This is a genomic window from Bacillus ndiopicus (genome assembly GCF_000612805.1).
GTDB classification, from domain to species: Bacteria; Bacillota; Bacilli; order Bacillales_A; family Planococcaceae; genus Metasolibacillus; species Metasolibacillus ndiopicus.
The window spans coordinates 239,584-257,361 of the sequence record NZ_HG964405.1 but is presented as its reverse complement, the minus strand read 5'-3'; the positions used below and the strand labels follow the sequence as shown (position 1 = coordinate 257,361).

Sequence of the window (17,778 nt, the reverse complement as noted above, 5' to 3'; positions counted from 1 at the left end):
ACATATCCCCCTTTATTTCAATTCTACAACTGTTACACCAAATCCGCCTTCACCGGCTTCACCATAACGGAATGATTTCACACGTTTATGCCCTTTTAAATAGCTTTGAATGCCTTGGCGTAATGCCCCTGTTCCTTTTCCATGAATAATGGAGACGCGTGGATAATTGGCAAGCAATGCATCATCTAAATATTTTTCTGTTCGAATAAGTGCATCTTCATAGCGCTCACCACGCAAATCTAACTCTAGCTTCACAAGGCTATTGCGATTTTTAACATTGGCCATTGAGCGTTTTGGCTGTTCCTTCTCTGGCTTTACATATTCCAAATCAGACTCTGGCAGCTTCATTTTTAAAATGCCAATTTGAACAACCCATTCATCATTTGATGCATTTTCTAATATAACGCCTTTTTGACCATAGCTAATCACTTTTACTTCATCGCCTACAGCTAAATTTTGCGCACGCTGGCGCTCTGCTGCTGCTTTTTGTAACACTTTATTATCCTGCGGAGCCGTTTCTTCTAAACGTTTTTTTGCATCAATTAATTCATGCTCTTTTACTGCACTAGCCGCATTCTTTTTCATTTCACGTAGCTCTTCAATAATAGCTTCCGCCTCACGCTTTGCATCATCGACAATTTTACGTGCCTTATCTTTAGCTTTTTTCTCTAGATTTTCCTTTTTCTCATCATATGTGCGAATGCGCTCCGTTAATTGCTCGTGTAAATATGCCGCTTCTTCTAACAAGCCATGTGCTTCCTCTGCTTCGCGCTCTGAGCGAACTCTACTTTCTTCCAAAGATGCAATCATCGACTCTACTTCATGGCGATCTGTACCAGTAAACGTTTTAGCTCGATCAATAATTGCATTTTTCAAGCCAAGTCTTGTTGAAATTTCGAAAGCATTTGAACGACCCGGTACACCGATTAATAATCGATATGTAGGGCTCAAAGTTTCCACATCAAACTCCACACTTGCATTAACTACGCTTGAACGATTGTAGCCATATGCTTTTAATTCAGGGTAATGCGTTGTCGCCATCACGCGTGCACCATAATCAACTACTTCATCTAAAATGGCAATCGCAAGTGCTGCACCTTCCTGAGGATCGGTACCAGCGCCAAGCTCGTCAAATAGCACTAGCGATTTATCATCAAATTTACTTAAAATATCCACAATATTGACCATATGAGAAGAGAATGTTGATAACGATTGCTCAATCGACTGCTCATCACCAATATCAGTAAAAACTTGTTCAAAAACTGCTAGCTCAGAGCCATCTAGTGCTGGCACAGGTAAGCCTGATTGCGCCATTAATGTACATAGACCAACCGTTTTTAAAGTCACTGTTTTACCACCTGTATTTGGCCCAGTTATAACAATTGCTGTTACATCACGACCAAATTCAATTGTATTGGCTACTGCTTCCTCGATTGGCAATAGTGGATGTCTTGCGCGTACTAGGCGGATATAGCCGTCCCCATTCATTTTTGGCTTTGTACATTTGTTCGCTTGACCATACTTGCCCTTCGCTAAAATGACGTCGATTTCCCCTAGCAATTGAACAAGAACGAATAAATCATGTCCTACTTCCTCCACTTTTACAGTTAAAGCTAGTAAAATGCGCTCAACTTCTGCTTGTTCCTTCACTTTTAAACGCTGTACTTCATTGTTAGCCTGCACAACAGCATCTGGCTCGATAAATAATGTTTGCCCAGATGATGATTGGTCGTGCACAATACCACCGTAATGCGAACGATATTCCTGCTTTACTGGAATAACAAATCGGTCATTGCGGATTGTAATAATTGAATCAGATAGCATTTTTGCTGCATTAGCACCACGCGTTAGGCTTTCTAGCTTCTGACGCACCTTTGCTTCCTCTGCACGCAGTGACTGACGTATTGTACGCAATGTCACGCTTGCAGAATCAAGCACAGCACCGTTTTCATCAATGCAGTCATTAATTTCATGCTGTAATGCAGTTAAGATCGGCATTTGCTCTTTACGCTCCACAAAATGAGGGATAGCAATTGTTTCATCTGCTTCAAGATCTTCTATAAAATTACGTAAAATACGACTTGCTCGAATCGTACTAGCAATTTCCATTAATTCCATTGGCGAAAGCATACCGCCGATTTGAGCGCGCTTTGCATGTGGACGCACATCAAAAATGCCTCCCATTGGCACATTGCCTTTTACACGTAAAATCGCAAGCCCTTCATCCATTTCTTCTAATAGTGCTACAACCGTAGCATAATCCGTTTCAGGCACTAATTCTTCAACCGCTGATTTTCCGATTGAAGATGTACAATATTGCGCCACCTGTTGACGTATTTTATCAAACTCTAGTGTTTTCAATGCTCGCTTTTCGATCATGAAAAACACCCCCTATATCTATTTATTTCGGCGAATCCATGCCTCAAATTGTTCAAGCGTCCATGTGTTGACGATTAATTCCTTTTTTAACCATGCTTTTTGTGCGTAGTGAACCCCAATTTCCATAAAGCGTAAATGCTCGATAGCATGAGCATCCGTATTAATAGCAATTGGCACGTTTTTCTCCATCGCAAGCTGTAAATGCTCAATACATAAATCAAGTCGATATGGATTGGCATTTAATTCAAGTATTTTCCTATGTTCAGCGGCCCAGTCTATCAACTGTGGAATATCCGGATTGTAGCCGCTACGTTGCCCTACTATACGACCAGTTGGATGTGCAATCATATGAACGTATGGGTTTATTATTGCAGTATAAAGTCGCTCCATAATTTTGCTTTGCGACTGTGTAAAGCTTGAATGAATAGATGCAATCACAAAATCAAGCTCACGCAACACCTCGTCTGAGAAATCTAATGTCGCATCTGGTAATATATCCATTTCCGTTCCTCTAAATAAACGCAAATTAGATTGCTCCGTATTAAATTGTTCAATTTCTACTTTTTGATTTGCTAAACGCTCTGGTGTTAAGCCATTTGCCACTTTTAAATATTGTGAATGGTCTGTAATAACCGCATATTGATAACCTTTTTTGATTAAAGCCTGTCCCATTTCTGCAACGGAATGGGCACCGTCAGACCATGTCGTATGCATATGCAAATCAGCGACAATATCCGTTAATTGAACAAGCTGCTCTAATTCGTCTAAGCGCTCCAATTCCTTGCCACTTTCACGTACAGCAGGTGGAATAAACGGTAAATCAAAGTGAGCGAAAAATTCTTGCTCTGAGGCAAATGTTGTTATTGAACCATCTGGTTGCTCTACACCATACTCACTAATCTTTTTACCTTGCGACTTTGCGAGCTGACGCATGCGCACATTATGATCCTTTGAGCCTGTAAAATGGTGCAAGGCTGTTGCATACTCACTCATATCAACAAGTCGGAAGTCGACACTAACAGGCTCATCACGATCTAATACAATAGAAACCTTCGTATCCCCTGCTGCAACTACTTCTAAAATAACAAGCTGGGCTAAAATAGCCTCTCGCACAGCTTCAGGAGATGCTGTTGCAACAATGAAATCAACATCCTTGCTCGTTTCATTTGTTCGTCTGAAGCTACCTGCAACCGAAAAGCGTTCTACTTCAGCAATATTTGCTAATAATTCATTTATTTCAAGTACGACAGGCTCTAGCTGCCAAATTGGTAGCCTTTCTGCACGAGAGCCGAAGTTCATTAATTCTTTTTTTATTTTTTCTTCTGTTTTTGCACCAAAGCCTGCTAATGCCTGTACTCGCCCTTCTTCACATGCTTGTAGTAGCGACTCAGCATCAATAATACCTAGCTCTTGATATAGCTTTGCTAGCTTTTTGCCTCCTAGCCCCGGTACCTTCATTAAAGGAATTAAACCTTTTGGCACTGCTTGTTCTAACTCTTGTAAAACCGTCGATTGACCGCTTTTCAGTAAATCCTCTATAACAGCTGCCGTCCCCTTGCCAATGCCTTTAATTGCTGTAATATCTTCTATTTCACTTAGGCTACGCTCAGCTGTTTCAAGAGCAGCAGCCGCTTTGCGAAAGGCAGACACTTTAAATGAATTTTCTCCCTGTAACTCTAAATATAACGCTATTTTTTCAAGCGTACGAATAATAACTTTTTTGTTCATAACTCTCTCCCCCTTAAGAAAAGCCTCCCTCATTTGTCGAGAGAGGCTTCACTCATAACAAGTGTTATTTCACCTTTTGTTGTTATAGTTCTTTTATTTTTCAAAAACGCTATTTCGTGTAAATATACCACCAGCTTTGGAACATTTTCGTCACAACTGGGGTATGCTCAAGTATTAAACTAGTTAAAATCGATTTGTTCAACACATTTTGGACAACTTCCACTGGTAATAAGGCAAAAACATATAGCGCAATGAAAATAATAAAATAAAACTCAACAAAGCCAAATACTGCACCTAATAATCGGTTTAATGAGCCTAGTATTGGTAAATACGTTAAAAAATCAAACATTGACCCGATAATTTGTAAAACTAATTTCGTTATAAAGAAAATAAGTGCGAAAGCAATCACGCGATAAAATGTGCGATCCACGTCTAATGTATCCAATACTAATGTCATCGTCGCATCTTCTGTAAAGCCTGGATATGGAACCCAAAGCACAAATTTCTGTGCCAATGGCTTATAATAAATATAGGCGACAAGTAGCGCGATTAAAAAACTGCCAAGATGAATCACTTGAACGATAAAGCCACGTTTTGCACCAATAATACAGCTTATTAATAATACAACTAATAAAATAATATCTAGCATTTACTTCAACCCTTTAACCTTTTCACTTCTTCTTCAAGCGCTTCGACTTGCGCTTTCAGTTGTAATAATTCATGTACAGAATTAACCGCTGTAAGTACTGCTAGTCTTGAGCTATCTAATGTTGGATTATGTGCACTAATTTGACGCATTTTATCGTCTACAATGGAAGCAACTAATCGCATATGCCCCGTCGATTCCGTACCAACCATTTTATATGTACGACCATAAATTTCAACTGAAATTCGATTTTTTTCTTGTTCAGCCAAAGTAATTCCTCCCAAAAGCATAGGCAACGACAGCAACTCAAGCAGGTGGCCAATTATTAATTTTGCTTCATAATACTAGCCTTTGAAGCAGCAATTTATATGGCTTAATGCAATTCCTGTTCGATTTTCTGCAATTTTCATACTACATATCATACCATTTTTATATTACATAATACAACAATAGACTGACAGAAATGCAGTTGTATCGGCATTTTTGGGGTTTTAGGTTGTTGTTGAATTGTGCAAATCTATCTTGATTGCGTTAAATGATGATATTATATGTAGTGAATCTAATATAGGAACAGCAAGTACAGAGAGGAAGTTCCGAATGACAAATATTGTTTTATTATTAACGAATGACAAACTCCAAGAAGTGCAAAATTTTTATGCATCAAATCTAGTAAATCGTAAGGCACCAGGTGTTATTTTTGCTGCAAAATTAGCTGATACTGCAATTACCGTTTATAAGTCAGGTAAAGTGATGTTTCAAGGAGGCGGTGCAGAGCGTGAGGCTGCTCGCTGGGGCATAAGTGAAGTGAGTGCAAAAAGCAGCGCAACAAAAGGTGATAAGTTACCTGAAAATTTCGCTACGATGTCTGTTCTAGGCTCTGATGAAACAGGTACAGGTGATTATTTTGGTCCTATTACAGTAGCTGCAGTTTACGTTCCAGCAGACAAAATTCCCCTTGTACAGGAACTCGGTGTGAAAGATTCAAAAATGCTAACAGATGACTATATGCGAAAAATTGCACCTGATTTAATGAAAGCTTGCACATATAGTATTTTAACGCTGCGCAATGATAAATATAATGCATTGCAAGCGAAGGGCTATTCGCAAGGAAAAATGAAGGCTTTGTTGCATAATCAAGCACTGAAGCATGTATTAAATAAAATTGCACCAGAAGAGCCACAGTATATTTTGATTGACCAATTTGCTGAAAGGGATACTTATTATCGCCATATACAGCGCGAGAAAGAAATCATTCGTGATAATGTACTATTTTCTACAAAGGCTGAAAATTTGCATGTCGCCGTTGCAACTGCCTCCATTTTAGCCCGCTATGCATTTTTAAAGGAAATGGATCGTTTAAGCGAGCTTGTTGGCTACACTTTGCAAAAGGGCGCGAGCAACAAAGTCGATGTGATGGCGGCAAAAATTTGGCATGCAAAAGGCGAGGAAACATTGCGCTCGATTTCCAAATGGCATTTTGCGAATACGGAAAAAGCACGAAAGCTGATGAAATAATCATATATCTAAAAATCGATTTATACCAAATTTCTTGGTATAAATCGATTTTTCCCTCTATTATTTGTGACAAACATACTTCTGCCGTGACCATATCATGATACAGCATTCTCATTGCAAAAAATCTACCTCAAAGGCACTTCTTAGGTTGATGCCATTTCGATAAAGTGAACCTTCAATCAGTGGGGGTTTTCCTCATCCCCCGCTTAAACACCTTCGTTTCACTATATGTTTTGAAGTAGGGGGTCTGGTGCTCCTGCGGTTACTCGTCGCAAAAAATATCTGCTCCTGCGGTTACTCGTCGCAATACTACAGCCCGTTAATACGGGATAAAGTTTGCATTTCACTTTCTTGTTGCCCTTCATTACTTAAAATTTCTACCAATGTTATCTGTTCCTTTCAATTCTCCAAATACTTGAACTTTTTTCCTTCCTCTATTCTGCAATTTCACTCACTAAGTTGCTAGTGTTACCCGACCGTATTTCCACAGTGAAAAGCTGGTAAAGTAAAAATTATTTCGAAATTCGAAAAAAAGACGTGAAATAAGTTCGGAATTTTTGTAAAATAGAAAAGAATTTGTTTTTAGGAGGTTTTATGATGACAACGAATTATCCAGAAGTATGGGATTTAGACGTATTTTTCGAGGGTGGCAGCAGCTCTTCTCAATTTGCTGCACATCTAGAAAAAACAGCTGCTTTAGTGCAAGATTTACAACTATTCGTTAGCGAACTTGCTGTACCACAAACGGCTACTGAAACAGCTGGCTTATTACAAGCCATTGATAAGGTGAAGGATGTACGCCAGCACATGGGGCAAGCAGGTGCATTTTTGTCTTGTTTAAATGCCCAAAATATTAAAGATCGAGAGGCGACGTTGCTTTTAGGGAAAGTCTCTACCCTTTATGCAGAAGTTGCGCCATCTTACGAAAAGCTAAGACAGCTAGTAGGCCAAATCGAAGAAGCAACATTTGAGCAACTAGTTGCAACGAATGAGCTTGCTCCATTTGCTTTCATTTTAACGGAATGGCGTGACGCTTCAAAAGAATCATTATCAGAAGAGGAAGAAGCTCTTATTTCTTCATTAACTGTAGATGGCTACAGATCTTGGGGCGAAATGTACGATTTATTAATTAGTGATATTCGTGTAGAAGTTGAAGTAGATGGCGAAGTAAAATCGCTTTCTGTTGGGCAAGCGAATAACTTAAGCTCACATAAAGATCCTAAAGTTCGTAAAGCTGCATTTGAAGCAATCGAAAAAGTGTTTACAGAGCGCGAGGAATTTTTCGCTAAAACATTAAACCATTTAGCAGGCTTCCGCTTAAATGTTTACAAAAAGCGCGGCTGGGATAATGTTTTAAAAGAGCCTTTAACAATTAACCGCATGAAGGAAGAAACACTTGACGCAATGTGGGGAGCAATTACGGAGCGCAAGGAAACTTTTGCACATTATTTAACACATAAGGCAAAAATGCTTGGCACTGAAAAATTAAATTGGCAAGACTTCGACGCGCCTGTAACAGAAGCTACAGCAAAAATGGATTACCAGGAAGGTGCTGCCTTTATTTTAAAACATTTCGGTCGTTTCGGTGCAGAGCTAGAAGCATTTTCACGTACTGCATTTGAAGAAGGCTGGATTGAGGCAGAAGACCGCGATAATAAAAAACCAGGTGGCTTCTGCACAGGCTTCCCATTAGCACAGCAATCTCGTATTTTCATGACGTACTCAGGTTCTATGTCAAACGTGGCGACGTTAGCTCATGAGCTTGGTCACGCATTCCATAGCTATGCACTACGCCCTGTTCATCCATTGAATACAGGCTATGCTATGAACGTAGCAGAAACTGCTTCAACATTTGCAGAAATGATTGTTGCTGATGCAGCGGTGGAAGAAGCAAGCACAAAAGAAGAAAAAATCGCTTTATTAGAAGATAAAGTACAACGCTCTGTTGCCTTCTTTATGAATATTCATGCACGTTTCCTTTTCGAAACACGCTTCTATGAAGAACGCAAAAATGGTGTTGTTTCTTCAAAACGTTTAAATGAATTAATGGAAGAAGCACAGCGTGAGGCATATGCAGGTGGTCTTGGCGAAACACACCCTCACTTCTGGGCTACGAAGCTACACTTCTTTATTACAGGTGTACCATTCTATAACTTCCCATATACATTTGGCTACCTATTCTCTTTAAGCATTTATGCAAAGGCAAAAGAAGAAGGTACGGGCTTTGAAGAGAAATATATTGCGCTACTACGTGATACAGCTGTAATGACTGTAGAAGATTTAGTAATGAAGCATTTAGGTGAAGATATTACGAAGCGTGAATTCTGGCTAAAAGGTATCGCACTTTGCGAACAAGATGTTGAGGAATTTATCAATTTAACAACTGAACAATAAAAAAAGGGCAAAGTCAGAAATGACTTTGCCTACTTTTTTTATTTTCCTTGGTAGCCTTCTCGTTGTGTTACATCAACGCGCTTTACAAAAAACGCTAAGATCAATGCAACTATTGAAACTCCCGTTGCTACTAAAAACGTAAAATTAATTCCTTCAAGCATCGCTGATTGTCCGATTTGCGCTGTCATTTCAGCAATTTGCGATTCTGTAGGTTGAACACCGCTCGCCATTGCTTTTTCCTTCGCCTCTGCTGCTAGCTCTGCTGCACGTGACTTCGTATGAGAGTTCATAATCGTTACAAAAATTGCTGTACCAATTGCGCCTGTTACTTGCTGTACTGTGTTATTAATTGCTGTACCATGCGGATTTAACTTCATTGGAATCTGGTTTAAACCATTTGTCATTATCGGCATCATTACAAGTGACATCCCTAATGAGCGCACTGTATAAACCGTAATAATATATGCATGTGAAGATTCCATCGACAGTTTTGTTAAAAAATAAGTAGAAATAGTCATAATTAAAATCCCTGTAATCGCCAAAACTCGGGGACCATACTTATCAAAGAGCTTCCCTGTAATCGGTGACATAAAGCCCATAACAAGTGCTCCAGGTAACATCATTAAACCTGCATCAAACGGTGAAATACCGCGCACTGTTTGTACATATGCTGGCGTCAAAATCATCCCAGAGAACATCGCCACAGACATAACCATCGAAATAACCGATGCTAATGCAAACATTGGGTGCTTATATACTGCTAAATTTAATAATGGTTCTTCCAATTTAAGCTGACGTATAATAAATGTAATTAACCCAAGCGCACCAATAATAATTGTGCCGTATACTTCTAGTTCTCCCCAACCTTTTGAACCTGCCATACTGAAACCGTACAGTAAGCCACCAAAACCAATCGTTGATAAAAGGAGTGATAAATAATCAATTGTTACTTCTCGTGTTGGCATAACATTGCGTAGCTTCCATATACCAAGAACTAAGCTAAGCGCCGCAAAAGGAATAATCATTTCGAATAGTACGCGCCAATCATAATGCTCTACAATCCAACCAGATAATGTTGGCCCAATAGCTGGCGCTGCAAACATAACTAAACCAAATAGCCCCATCGCTGTTCCGCGTTTTTCAATTGGGAAGCTAATTAACATAATGTTCATTAATAATGGAGACATTGTAGCTGCCCCTGCTGCTTGAACCATACGCCCTGCGATTAATATACCAAAGCTAGGCGCAAAAGCAGCCATCACTGTTCCTAGTAAAAATAATCCCATCGAAGCTATAAAAATTGTTCGGTTTTTAAATTTTGTAATTAAAAAAGCCGATGCTGGAACTAATATCCCACTCACCAACATGTAACCTGTCGATAACCATTGCACCGTTGAGTAATCTTTAATTTTTAAGTCAACCATAATTGACGGTAACGCGATATTTAATAACGTATTATTTAAAAAGGCTACAAATGTCCCAATAAATAAAATTGCAATCATTAAATATGGCGGTTTTTTTGCTGTTTCTGCTGTCATATTTAAAACCCTTTCTATTTATTATTTCATATTTCGAAGTTTCACTTGACCTATTTTATACTCATAGTCCAAAATTCGCAACTATTTTTTACTCAAAGTTTAAAAACCTTGAATTATAAGTGTTTTAAAGATAGAATGTCAGTATAAAACCTAAGGGAATGAATGACTGTGAACACAAGAAAAAGGAAAATTATTGATGCATCCTTACAGCTTTTTATAGAAAAAGGCTTCCACCATACATCGATACAAGATATTATCGCGCATGCAAATATTTCAAAAGGTACATTTTATAATTATTTCACTTCGAAAAACGAATGTTTTTTAGCAATTTTAGAGCAGCTTCGTTATACAGCGCAGCTACAACGCTATGAACTACTTGCCAATCAAAATGAACAAGATCTCGATGTACTAATTGAGCAAATAATTGTGCCAATGAAGCTGCATGAGGAACAAAATTTAATAACATTGTTTGAAGGCATTTTCCAATCTAGTGATCTTGAACTAAAGAAAGGCTTGCGCCAGCATCGTTTTCATGAAATACAATGGCTAACAGAGCGCTTTACAAATGTTTTTGGTGAAGAAATTCGACCATATGCCTTTGAATGTGCTGTTATATTTTTTGGTATCACTCATTATTTAGCCATGTCATGGCGAAGTGCATATCACTTACCAGCCGATTTGCATCGACTTGTACAAAAAGGTTTAGAATATGTACAAGCATTACTTCCAACGATGCAGAAAACAAATGATGTACTGTTAAATGCTGATGTATTACAGCTTTTGCAAAATAAAGCAACGAAGCCTGTCATAACAAAAGCAAATGTAATTGAGCAATTGGAAGGCTTTGCTAAACAATTAGATATTAAAACAAGCGCAACTGGTAAAGAGCTTACTGCTTTTTTAATGGAAGAGCTAATGCGCGATGAGCTTCGTAAACATGTTATTAAAGCAACACTTCAGTCTTACCACGCTGCATTTAAAAGTACATCACATGAATCTGAGGCAGTTGAATTGTCTTATAAAATCGCATTTTTATTAAAAAACTAATATGACAAAGAAGGGTACAATTCAAAGTATGATGAAACTTTGGATTGCACCCTTTATACATTTTATTAAAATCGTATACCCTGCTATTTTTACTTAAGGTAAAACAAGCCACCATTTACAATAGTCATTTTAATTTTTGCCCCGTATCGTTCCTGCAATGCTTGTTTCTCTATTTCATACATTTCAGGCTTATCGTCAACCCCATCGTAAAAGTAATCTAATATGCGCTGCTCACGCTGCCATTTTACGATTGCCTCATTGGCCCATGTATGATCATCCTCTACGATTATTTCGTTTAGAGCTGCTTGTATACGTTCAAGCCCTCTTTGGGGTGCAATAATATGCTGCACACAAAATCCGTTAGCGGGCTTAGTTGGAATCAAATTTTTTTGTATTAGCGAAGAATGAAAATCAAGCACCATATAGCCAGTCATTAAATTCAAGCCAAATGAGTATAGTACTTCCTTTGTACAATCACAGCAATAGGCCACTTTATAATTGACTGCTAGCCAAGGCGTTAATAAAACTTGTGATGCTGTTACATCTGCTTCCTCATACATTTGCACGTAGGCGCCAAACTCCTCTACCACCCTGTATATTTGCTGTAAGCGCGGTGAGCCAAAATGAATGATTTCCCCCTGCCCTCGCTGCAAGCTCGTTGTCAATTTTAGTTGGGCAGGATTCGGTTCTCCATTTGTCGCTTCAATATATCTCCAATAAAAAGGGCGATTCATTATTTTTTTATCCATTTCTATAGAAAGCTGAACATGAAGCAACTCTTCTTGTCGCTCAACATCACAGCCCGTTTCGATAAAAAAATCATGTAAAAATTGATTGATTTGCTGCGAATTCATAGCAATCATTCCTTACTCCTATTAGTTAATATCGCATCTAATTCACCAACTACTTGTTCAAATACATCTATTTTCTTATAAAGTAATGATAAAATATGCTGTTCAATTGTATTTTCTATTGCTAAATTATAGATTTGCACATCCTCATTTTGCCCTAGACGATGCACACGTCCAATGCGCTGCTCTAGCTTCATTGGATTCCACGGTAAATCATAATTAATGACATGGCTACAAAATTGCAAGTTAATGCCCTCTCCGCCAGCCTCCGTTGCAATTAACACTTGTGCATGCTCTTTAAATAGATGCTTCATATAATCACGCTTGCTTTTTTTAAATTTCCCATTAAACAAAACAGATGTGATACCATTCTCATATAAAAAAGCTTGTAAATATTGCTGCGTCGCACGATATTCTGTAAAAATAATGACCTTGTTGTTTATTTGCTGAATTAACTCAACTGTTTTCTGTGCCTTAGAATTGATTGTTAGCTGCTGCAATTCAGCCAGTATTTCTTCAGGTGGCGCAGGCATTTTCGATAATGTTTCATAGAGTGCCTCTTTACTGCTGCACAGTTCCTTTTGCAACGTTAAGCGCGTAATGGGATTTGACACATCTAATTGGCTAATTTGTGTATAAAGTGCCTGCTCCTCTGGCGAAAAATGAATCGGTACGATTTGCACATGGCGCTTTGTCCAAGCAATATTTGTATTGTCGCGTCGATTTCGAACCATCACTTGATGAACAAGCTCCTGCAAAAATTCATGGTGCTGGGCAGAGTGCTTGCTTGCAGAAAAAGCAGCCTGAAATGCCTCGTAGCTCCCTAAATGTCCTGGCTTTAATAGAGAAATTAAATAAAACAATTCAAAAATATTATTCTGGATAGGTGTTGCAGTTAATAATAAGCAGAACTTTTTCTTTAAGCCCTGTACAAATTGATACACCTGGGTTTTATGATTTTTTAATTTATGTGCCTCATCAATAATAATAATGTCATAATTTTGCTCATAAATCCTTTCACTATGTGGGCTTTTTTTGGCAGTATCCATGCTCATAACAACAACATCACAACCATCAAGTGAATATTTTTTATTGTATGCTGCAGCAGGGATATGGAATTTCATTGACAGTTCCTCAACCCATTGAGAAATTAGTGAAGCCGGTGCTAAAATAAGCGCTTTTTGAACAAGATTGCGAATCATGTATTCCTTTAATATTAAACCTGCTTCAATCGTTTTCCCTAATCCTACTTCATCTGCTAAAATGGCTTTACCATGCATTTCCTCAATAACAGTTGTCGCCGCATTAATTTGATGCTGTAATGGTGTTAGCATCGGCAAATATTTTATACATTGCAAGCCTGAAAAATCAGGAATTAAGTTTGCTTGTGTCATCTCATAATTCATTTTATAAAGCGACCAATTTTGCCAAGGTAGCTTCCCATTTAATCGATTCTCAAAACCTTCTTGCCACATCGTTGATTGCTCAATTTCCACCATTTTGACCACCTCAGCATTTCAATTGCTTGTAGGTTGCCCAAAAGTGACGCTTTTATCCATCATGACGCTTTTGTTCACTTCAAGGTAAAAATGCTGTCGGTGCAATCAGCTCACTAAACTTCCTTGCCGCCCTTGAAAGCGGGACTGATTTTAAATGGCAAATTCCAATGCTACGCTCTGGTAAAGGCTCCTGCAAGGGCAATTCATACAATAGCCCTTTTTCTAAATATTCCATTGCAAACTCTTTCGTTACACAAGCAATACCTAAATTGATTTGAGCAAACTGTAACAATAAATCATGTGAACCTAATTCAAATTCAGGCGTTAAATGATAGCCTTGTTCCTTTAAATATTGCTCAACATAATTGCGTGAATTGGCCTTTTTGCCAAGAAAAATAAGTGGCATTTTCATTAATAGCGACAATGTGATAGGCTTTTTCGTTAAGTTTTTATATTTTTCCCCACAAACGAAAATATCATGAATTTGCTTGCATGGATGTACTTGTAATTGATTATCTTGAATAGGTAAATTACAAACGCCTACATCCGCCTCCCCAGCTCTAATAAAATCGCGTATTTCAGATGTTGTACCATTCAATACTTTGAGCCTAACGCCAGGATATTTTAAATGAAACATTTCTAAATATGGTAGTAAAAAATAACGTGAAATTGTATCGCCTACACCGATTCGTAGCTGACCTGTCGTCAAATGCTTGAATTCCAATAGCTTGTCTTCTCCAGCATGTAAAATACCGAGTGCTGATTGCACATATTCATATAATACTTGCCCTTCATCAGTTAAAATAACACCCTTTGGGGTACGATGAAAAAGTGGTGTTGCTAGCTCCTTTTCTAATTTTAAAATTGCTTGACTTACAGCAGATTGCGTCATAAATAGCTCCTCCGCTGCTTTTGAAAAGCTTTTGTTTTGGCTTACGACATTAAAAATACGGTAATAATCTAATTTTCCAATCATATTAATTCTACTTATACTCCCTATAACTATTATTAATTTTACTTATAACATATGATTGCTGTATAGTAAACAATGTAGTTTTTATCTTGATTCAGTGGGGACGTGACGCCCACTGAATCAAGATAAAAGCCCGGCGAATAGTACAAATTAGAAAAATTGGAATTTGGTTTAGCCGAGGCACAATCGATGAAAATGTTAGGAGAGATACTATGGAACGTGTAGTTGGAACAGTTGTACGAGGGCTTCGTGGTCCTATTATTAATGAAGGTGACGATATCGAGCAAATCGTTGTAGATACAGTATTAAATGCAGCAAAGGTAGAGGGCTACCAAATTGAAGATCGCGATATCATAACTGTTACAGAATCGGTTGTAGCACGCGCACAAGGAAATTATGCAGGCGTTGATCATATTGCAAAAGATATCGCTGCAAAGTTTGGTGACGATACAATCGGTGTCATTTTTCCTATTCTTTCACGCAACCGCTTCGCAAACTGCTTACGTGGTATTGCAAAGGGTGCAAAAAAAGTTGTTCTTATGTTAAGTTATCCATCGGATGAAGTTGGTAACCACCTTGTTGATATTGATGAATTAGATGTTAAAGGTGTGAACCCATGGACAGACACTTTATCTGAAGCTGAATTCCGTGAACATTTCGGCTATAAAAAACACACATTTACTGGTGTAGATTATATTGAATACTATAAAGAATTGATTGAAGCTGAAGGCGCACAATGCGAAGTTATTTTCTCAAACAATCCGAAAACAATTTTAGACTACACAAAAAGTGTCTTAGCATGTGATATTCATACGCGCTTCCGTACAAAACGTACATTAGTGAATAATGGTGCAGAGAAAGTATTTACTTTAGATAATATTTTATCTGAATCAATCGATGGCTCTGGCTTTAACCCAGAATACGGTCTACTTGGCTCAAATAAAGCGACGGAAGATACAGTAAAACTATTCCCTCACAATTGCCAACCAATTGTTGATAATATTCAAGCAAAAATTAAAGAAGCAACTGGCAAAACAATTGAAGTAATGGTTTATGGCGATGGCGCATTTAAAGATCCTGTAGGGAAGATTTGGGAGCTTGCTGACCCTGTTGTATCGCCTGCCTATACTAAAGGTCTTGAAGGTACACCAAATGAAGTAAAATTAAAATATTTAGCTGACAATGACTTTGCTGATTTACGCGGTGAAGAGCTAAAAGCAGCAATTTCTGAATATATTACTAATAAAGGTGAAGACTTAACTGGTCAAATGGCTGCGCAAGGTACAACACCTCGTAAGCTAACAGACTTAATCGGCTCCCTTTCAGATTTAACATCTGGCTCGGGCGATAAAGGTACACCAATGATTTACATTCAAGGTTATTTCGATAACTATACAAAATAATAATGGAGGAGTTGGGAAATTCCCCAACTCCTTTTTATTATGCTTGCTCTAAATTAAATTGCCATTCCACACCAAATTTATCTGCTACGTTGCCATAGCATTTGCTCCAAAATGTTTCTTGTAGCTCCATTTGTACATTGCCATCACGTTTTAATACATCAAAAGCATAACGTAATTTTTCTTCATCATCCGTTAAAACTGATAATGTAACATTATTTCCTACAGTGTGTGGTTGACCTGGGAATGTATCAGAGAACATTATTTCTGACCCCATTATTGTCATACGGGCATGCATAACTAAATCTTTCGCTTCTTCTGGAATTGGGTATTCATCATTTTGGTGACCTTCTCCAAAAGTCATTATTTGTGTTTCTTGTGTTTGAAAAGCTTCCTTGTAAAGTTCAATTGCCTCACGTGTTTTCCCATTAAAAACTAAGTATACGTTAATTGCCATCTTTGCCCACTCCTCATTCAATTGAATTTTAGTATTAGCTTACACAGTATTACAAAAATTATTATACACCAAAAAGAACGTTTGTTCTATATAAAATTTCAAATTATTTCACAATGGCACTAATTGCTTTAAATGCATCACCTTTTGCGATTTGCTGCATTTCAAATAAAGCCATTTCTACGCTTGTTTGTTTAGCACCGAGCTGTACCATTTTATCAATACCTAATTGGCAATTCTCCTCTGTACGAGATGAAACACAATCTACTAATACTTCTACTTCATAGCCATTTGCAAGTAAATGAGCTGCGGTTTGATAGACACAAATATGTGATTCAATCCCGGCAAGCAATACTTTTTTGCGCCCTGTAGCTTCAAGCTTTACACGAAATTCTTCTGTATCATATGCGCTAAATGTCATTTTTTCAATTGGCTGTCCATCTATTTCATTGGCAATTGCTTCAACTGTCGGTCCTAAGCCTTTTGGATATTGCTCAAGCCATAAAATCGGTAGCTCTAATACATTTGCTCCCTTAACAGCTCTCGCAATATTCTGAATTACACTCTCACTATTTTCTACAATCTGTGCAAGCTTGCCTTGTATATCAATTAATACAAGTACAGTTTCTTCTTTTTTTAACATCGACCGTTCCCCCTTTCCCTCATTATAAAACTTGCCATTATTATTTACAATTTACAGCATTGAACGATATCACCATTCCATGTATAGTGGTAATGGTGAGGAGGTATTTTCTATATGCGACTAAGACGAAGCTGGCTCATTAGCATCGCCATTTCCTTATTCGGCGTTATGATAATTGAGTATTTTTTTACATTCCAACCTGAAAATACAGTAAAACATGGAAATTTAGGCATTGTCGGTATTGTACTGGTTGCGCCGTTTATTTTATTAAGCTCATTTATTACATTCCGTTTTTCGACTGAGCTATCACGTCATGCACAAGATAAAATGCTGCGTAATATTTTACTAATCGCTGGTGTAGGGCTTGTCCTTGTTACAAGCTATTATGCTTGGCAGTATAAAAATGAAGTGTATGCATCGCTTGGCGGTACAACGAGCGACCCCAATTCAAAAATTTATGGTTTTCCGATATTAAATGAGTATACAAATCGAGCGGTTATCAACTACTACACATTTCTATTAATTCATACGCTAAGCGCTATTGCCGGTGCTGTTTATGGTATAGTGAAGCCGAAAAAGGCTCTTAATGAGGAACTTTAACTGTCTTTACAATAGATCTAAAGTAACAATTCGCTCATAAGCAGGTGTAATTCGCCCGCAAGAGCTACAAATTCGCTCATTAAAGCATTGCTTTCGCTCGCAAGGCTGGAT

15 protein-coding genes are annotated in these 17,778 nt (G+C 38.0%); 5 read left to right on the top strand and 10 right to left on the bottom strand.

Translation table 11 applies throughout. The features are described from left to right. Positions 1-12: 12 nt before the first annotated feature. The 4 genes from TY13_RS09530 to zapA all read right to left on the bottom strand — a co-directional run bounded on the left by TY13_RS09530 (position 13) and on the right by zapA (position 5,022). Positions 13-2,379, bottom strand: a complete 2,367-nt coding sequence (locus TY13_RS09530; protein ID WP_042474847.1) for an endonuclease MutS2 — start codon at positions 2,377-2,379, stop codon at positions 13-15. A gap of 18 nt (positions 2,380-2,397) precedes the next feature. Next, the gene (gene polX, locus TY13_RS09525) at positions 2,398-4,107 is read right to left on the bottom strand and encodes a DNA polymerase/3'-5' exonuclease PolX (protein ID WP_042474845.1); all 1,710 of its coding nucleotides are present in this window, start codon (positions 4,105-4,107) and stop codon (positions 2,398-2,400) included. Positions 4,108-4,216: 109 nt separating this feature from the next. Beyond that, complete coding sequence (locus TY13_RS09520; protein ID WP_042474841.1) at positions 4,217-4,756, bottom strand: CvpA family protein; 540 nt, start codon at positions 4,754-4,756, stop codon at positions 4,217-4,219. A gap of 5 nt (positions 4,757-4,761) precedes the next feature. Then, a complete protein-coding gene (zapA, locus tag TY13_RS09515) occupies positions 4,762-5,022 on the bottom strand; it encodes a cell division protein ZapA (RefSeq protein ID WP_042474838.1) in 261 nt (86 codons plus the stop codon). Between the two features lie 328 nt (positions 5,023-5,350). Here zapA and rnhC point away from each other — a divergent pair, with 328 nt between their 5' ends. Together rnhC and TY13_RS09505 are read left to right on the top strand one after the other, a co-directional pair. After that, entirely contained in the window at positions 5,351-6,268 is a 918-nt protein-coding gene (gene rnhC / locus TY13_RS09510; RefSeq protein ID WP_042474835.1) for a ribonuclease HIII, read from the top strand. Between the two features lie 597 nt (positions 6,269-6,865). Next, positions 6,866-8,662 (top strand): M3 family oligoendopeptidase, encoded by a 1,797-nt coding sequence (locus tag TY13_RS09505; RefSeq protein WP_407637724.1) that lies wholly within the window; start codon positions 6,866-6,868, stop codon positions 8,660-8,662. A gap of 38 nt (positions 8,663-8,700) precedes the next feature. Here TY13_RS09505 and TY13_RS09500 read toward each other — a convergent pair whose 3' ends face one another. After that, a complete protein-coding gene (locus TY13_RS09500) occupies positions 8,701-10,200 on the bottom strand; it encodes a DHA2 family efflux MFS transporter permease subunit (protein WP_042474830.1) in 1,500 nt (499 codons plus the stop codon). Positions 10,201-10,368: 168 nt separating this feature from the next. Here TY13_RS09500 and TY13_RS09495 point away from each other — a divergent pair, with 168 nt between their 5' ends. Then, positions 10,369-11,247 carry a TetR/AcrR family transcriptional regulator gene (locus TY13_RS09495; RefSeq protein WP_042475786.1) on the top strand — a complete coding sequence of 293 codons (879 nt, stop codon included), beginning with the start codon at positions 10,369-10,371 and terminating at the stop codon, positions 11,245-11,247. 89 nt (positions 11,248-11,336) lie between these two features. On the opposite strand, the gene TY13_RS09490 is transcribed toward TY13_RS09495, so the two are convergent. The 3 genes from TY13_RS09490 to TY13_RS09480 all read right to left on the bottom strand — a co-directional run bounded on the left by TY13_RS09490 (position 11,337) and on the right by TY13_RS09480 (position 14,573). Further along, positions 11,337-12,110, bottom strand: a complete 774-nt coding sequence (locus TY13_RS09490; protein ID WP_230199416.1) for a YqhG family protein — start codon at positions 12,108-12,110, stop codon at positions 11,337-11,339. Then, a complete protein-coding gene (locus TY13_RS09485; protein ID WP_052344286.1) occupies positions 12,107-13,597 on the bottom strand; it encodes a DEAD/DEAH box helicase in 1,491 nt (496 codons plus the stop codon). The genes TY13_RS09490 and TY13_RS09485 overlap by 4 nt, the downstream gene beginning before the upstream one ends. A gap of 79 nt (positions 13,598-13,676) precedes the next feature. Next, on the bottom strand, positions 13,677-14,573 hold the full coding sequence (locus TY13_RS09480) for a LysR family transcriptional regulator (RefSeq protein ID WP_042474827.1): 897 nt from the start codon (positions 14,571-14,573) through the stop codon (positions 13,677-13,679). 209 nt (positions 14,574-14,782) lie between these two features. Between TY13_RS09480 and TY13_RS09475 the strand changes: the two genes are divergently transcribed. Continuing rightward, positions 14,783-15,973, top strand: a complete 1,191-nt coding sequence (locus TY13_RS09475; protein WP_042474824.1) for a coenzyme F420-0:L-glutamate ligase — start codon at positions 14,783-14,785, stop codon at positions 15,971-15,973. Positions 15,974-16,010: 37 nt separating this feature from the next. Here the strand turns inward: TY13_RS09475 and TY13_RS09470 are convergent, their stop codons facing one another. Next, a complete protein-coding gene (locus tag TY13_RS09470) occupies positions 16,011-16,427 on the bottom strand; it encodes a VOC family protein (protein ID WP_042474820.1) in 417 nt (138 codons plus the stop codon). Between the two features lie 103 nt (positions 16,428-16,530). Then, entirely contained in the window at positions 16,531-17,067 is a 537-nt protein-coding gene (locus tag TY13_RS09465) for a hydrolase (RefSeq protein WP_042474819.1), read from the bottom strand. Positions 17,068-17,181: 114 nt separating this feature from the next. Between TY13_RS09465 and TY13_RS09460 the strand changes: the two genes are divergently transcribed. Continuing rightward, the gene (locus TY13_RS09460; RefSeq protein WP_042474816.1) at positions 17,182-17,667 is read left to right on the top strand and encodes a hypothetical protein; all 486 of its coding nucleotides are present in this window, start codon (positions 17,182-17,184) and stop codon (positions 17,665-17,667) included. The last annotated feature ends 111 nt before the right edge of the window (positions 17,668-17,778 follow it).

Coding starts and splice junctions, on each gene's coding strand:
- polX (WP_042474845.1), bottom strand. CDS start 4,107: ATGAACAAAAAAGTTATTATTCGTACGCTTGAAAAAATAGCGTTATAT.
- TY13_RS09480 (WP_042474827.1), bottom strand. CDS start 14,573: ATGATTGGAAAATTAGATTATTACCGTATTTTTAATGTCGTAAGCCAA.
- TY13_RS09500 (WP_042474830.1), bottom strand. CDS start 10,200: ATGACAGCAGAAACAGCAAAAAAACCGCCATATTTAATGATTGCAATT.
- TY13_RS09490 (WP_230199416.1), bottom strand. CDS start 12,110: ATGATTGCTATGAATTCGCAGCAAATCAATCAATTTTTACATGATTTT.
- TY13_RS09520 (WP_042474841.1), bottom strand. CDS start 4,756: ATGCTAGATATTATTTTATTAGTTGTATTATTAATAAGCTGTATTATT.
- TY13_RS09465 (WP_042474819.1), bottom strand. CDS start 17,067: ATGTTAAAAAAAGAAGAAACTGTACTTGTATTAATTGATATACAAGGC.
- TY13_RS09485 (WP_052344286.1), bottom strand. CDS start 13,597: ATGGTGGAAATTGAGCAATCAACGATGTGGCAAGAAGGTTTTGAGAAT.
- TY13_RS09470 (WP_042474820.1), bottom strand. CDS start 16,427: ATGGCAATTAACGTATACTTAGTTTTTAATGGGAAAACACGTGAGGCA.
- TY13_RS09475 (WP_042474824.1), top strand. CDS start 14,783: ATGGAACGTGTAGTTGGAACAGTTGTACGAGGGCTTCGTGGTCCTATT.
- TY13_RS09460 (WP_042474816.1), top strand. CDS start 17,182: ATGCGACTAAGACGAAGCTGGCTCATTAGCATCGCCATTTCCTTATTC.
- TY13_RS09530 (WP_042474847.1), bottom strand. CDS start 2,379: ATGATCGAAAAGCGAGCATTGAAAACACTAGAGTTTGATAAAATACGT.
- rnhC (WP_042474835.1), top strand. CDS start 5,351: ATGACAAATATTGTTTTATTATTAACGAATGACAAACTCCAAGAAGTG.
- TY13_RS09505 (WP_407637724.1), top strand. CDS start 6,866: ATGACAACGAATTATCCAGAAGTATGGGATTTAGACGTATTTTTCGAG.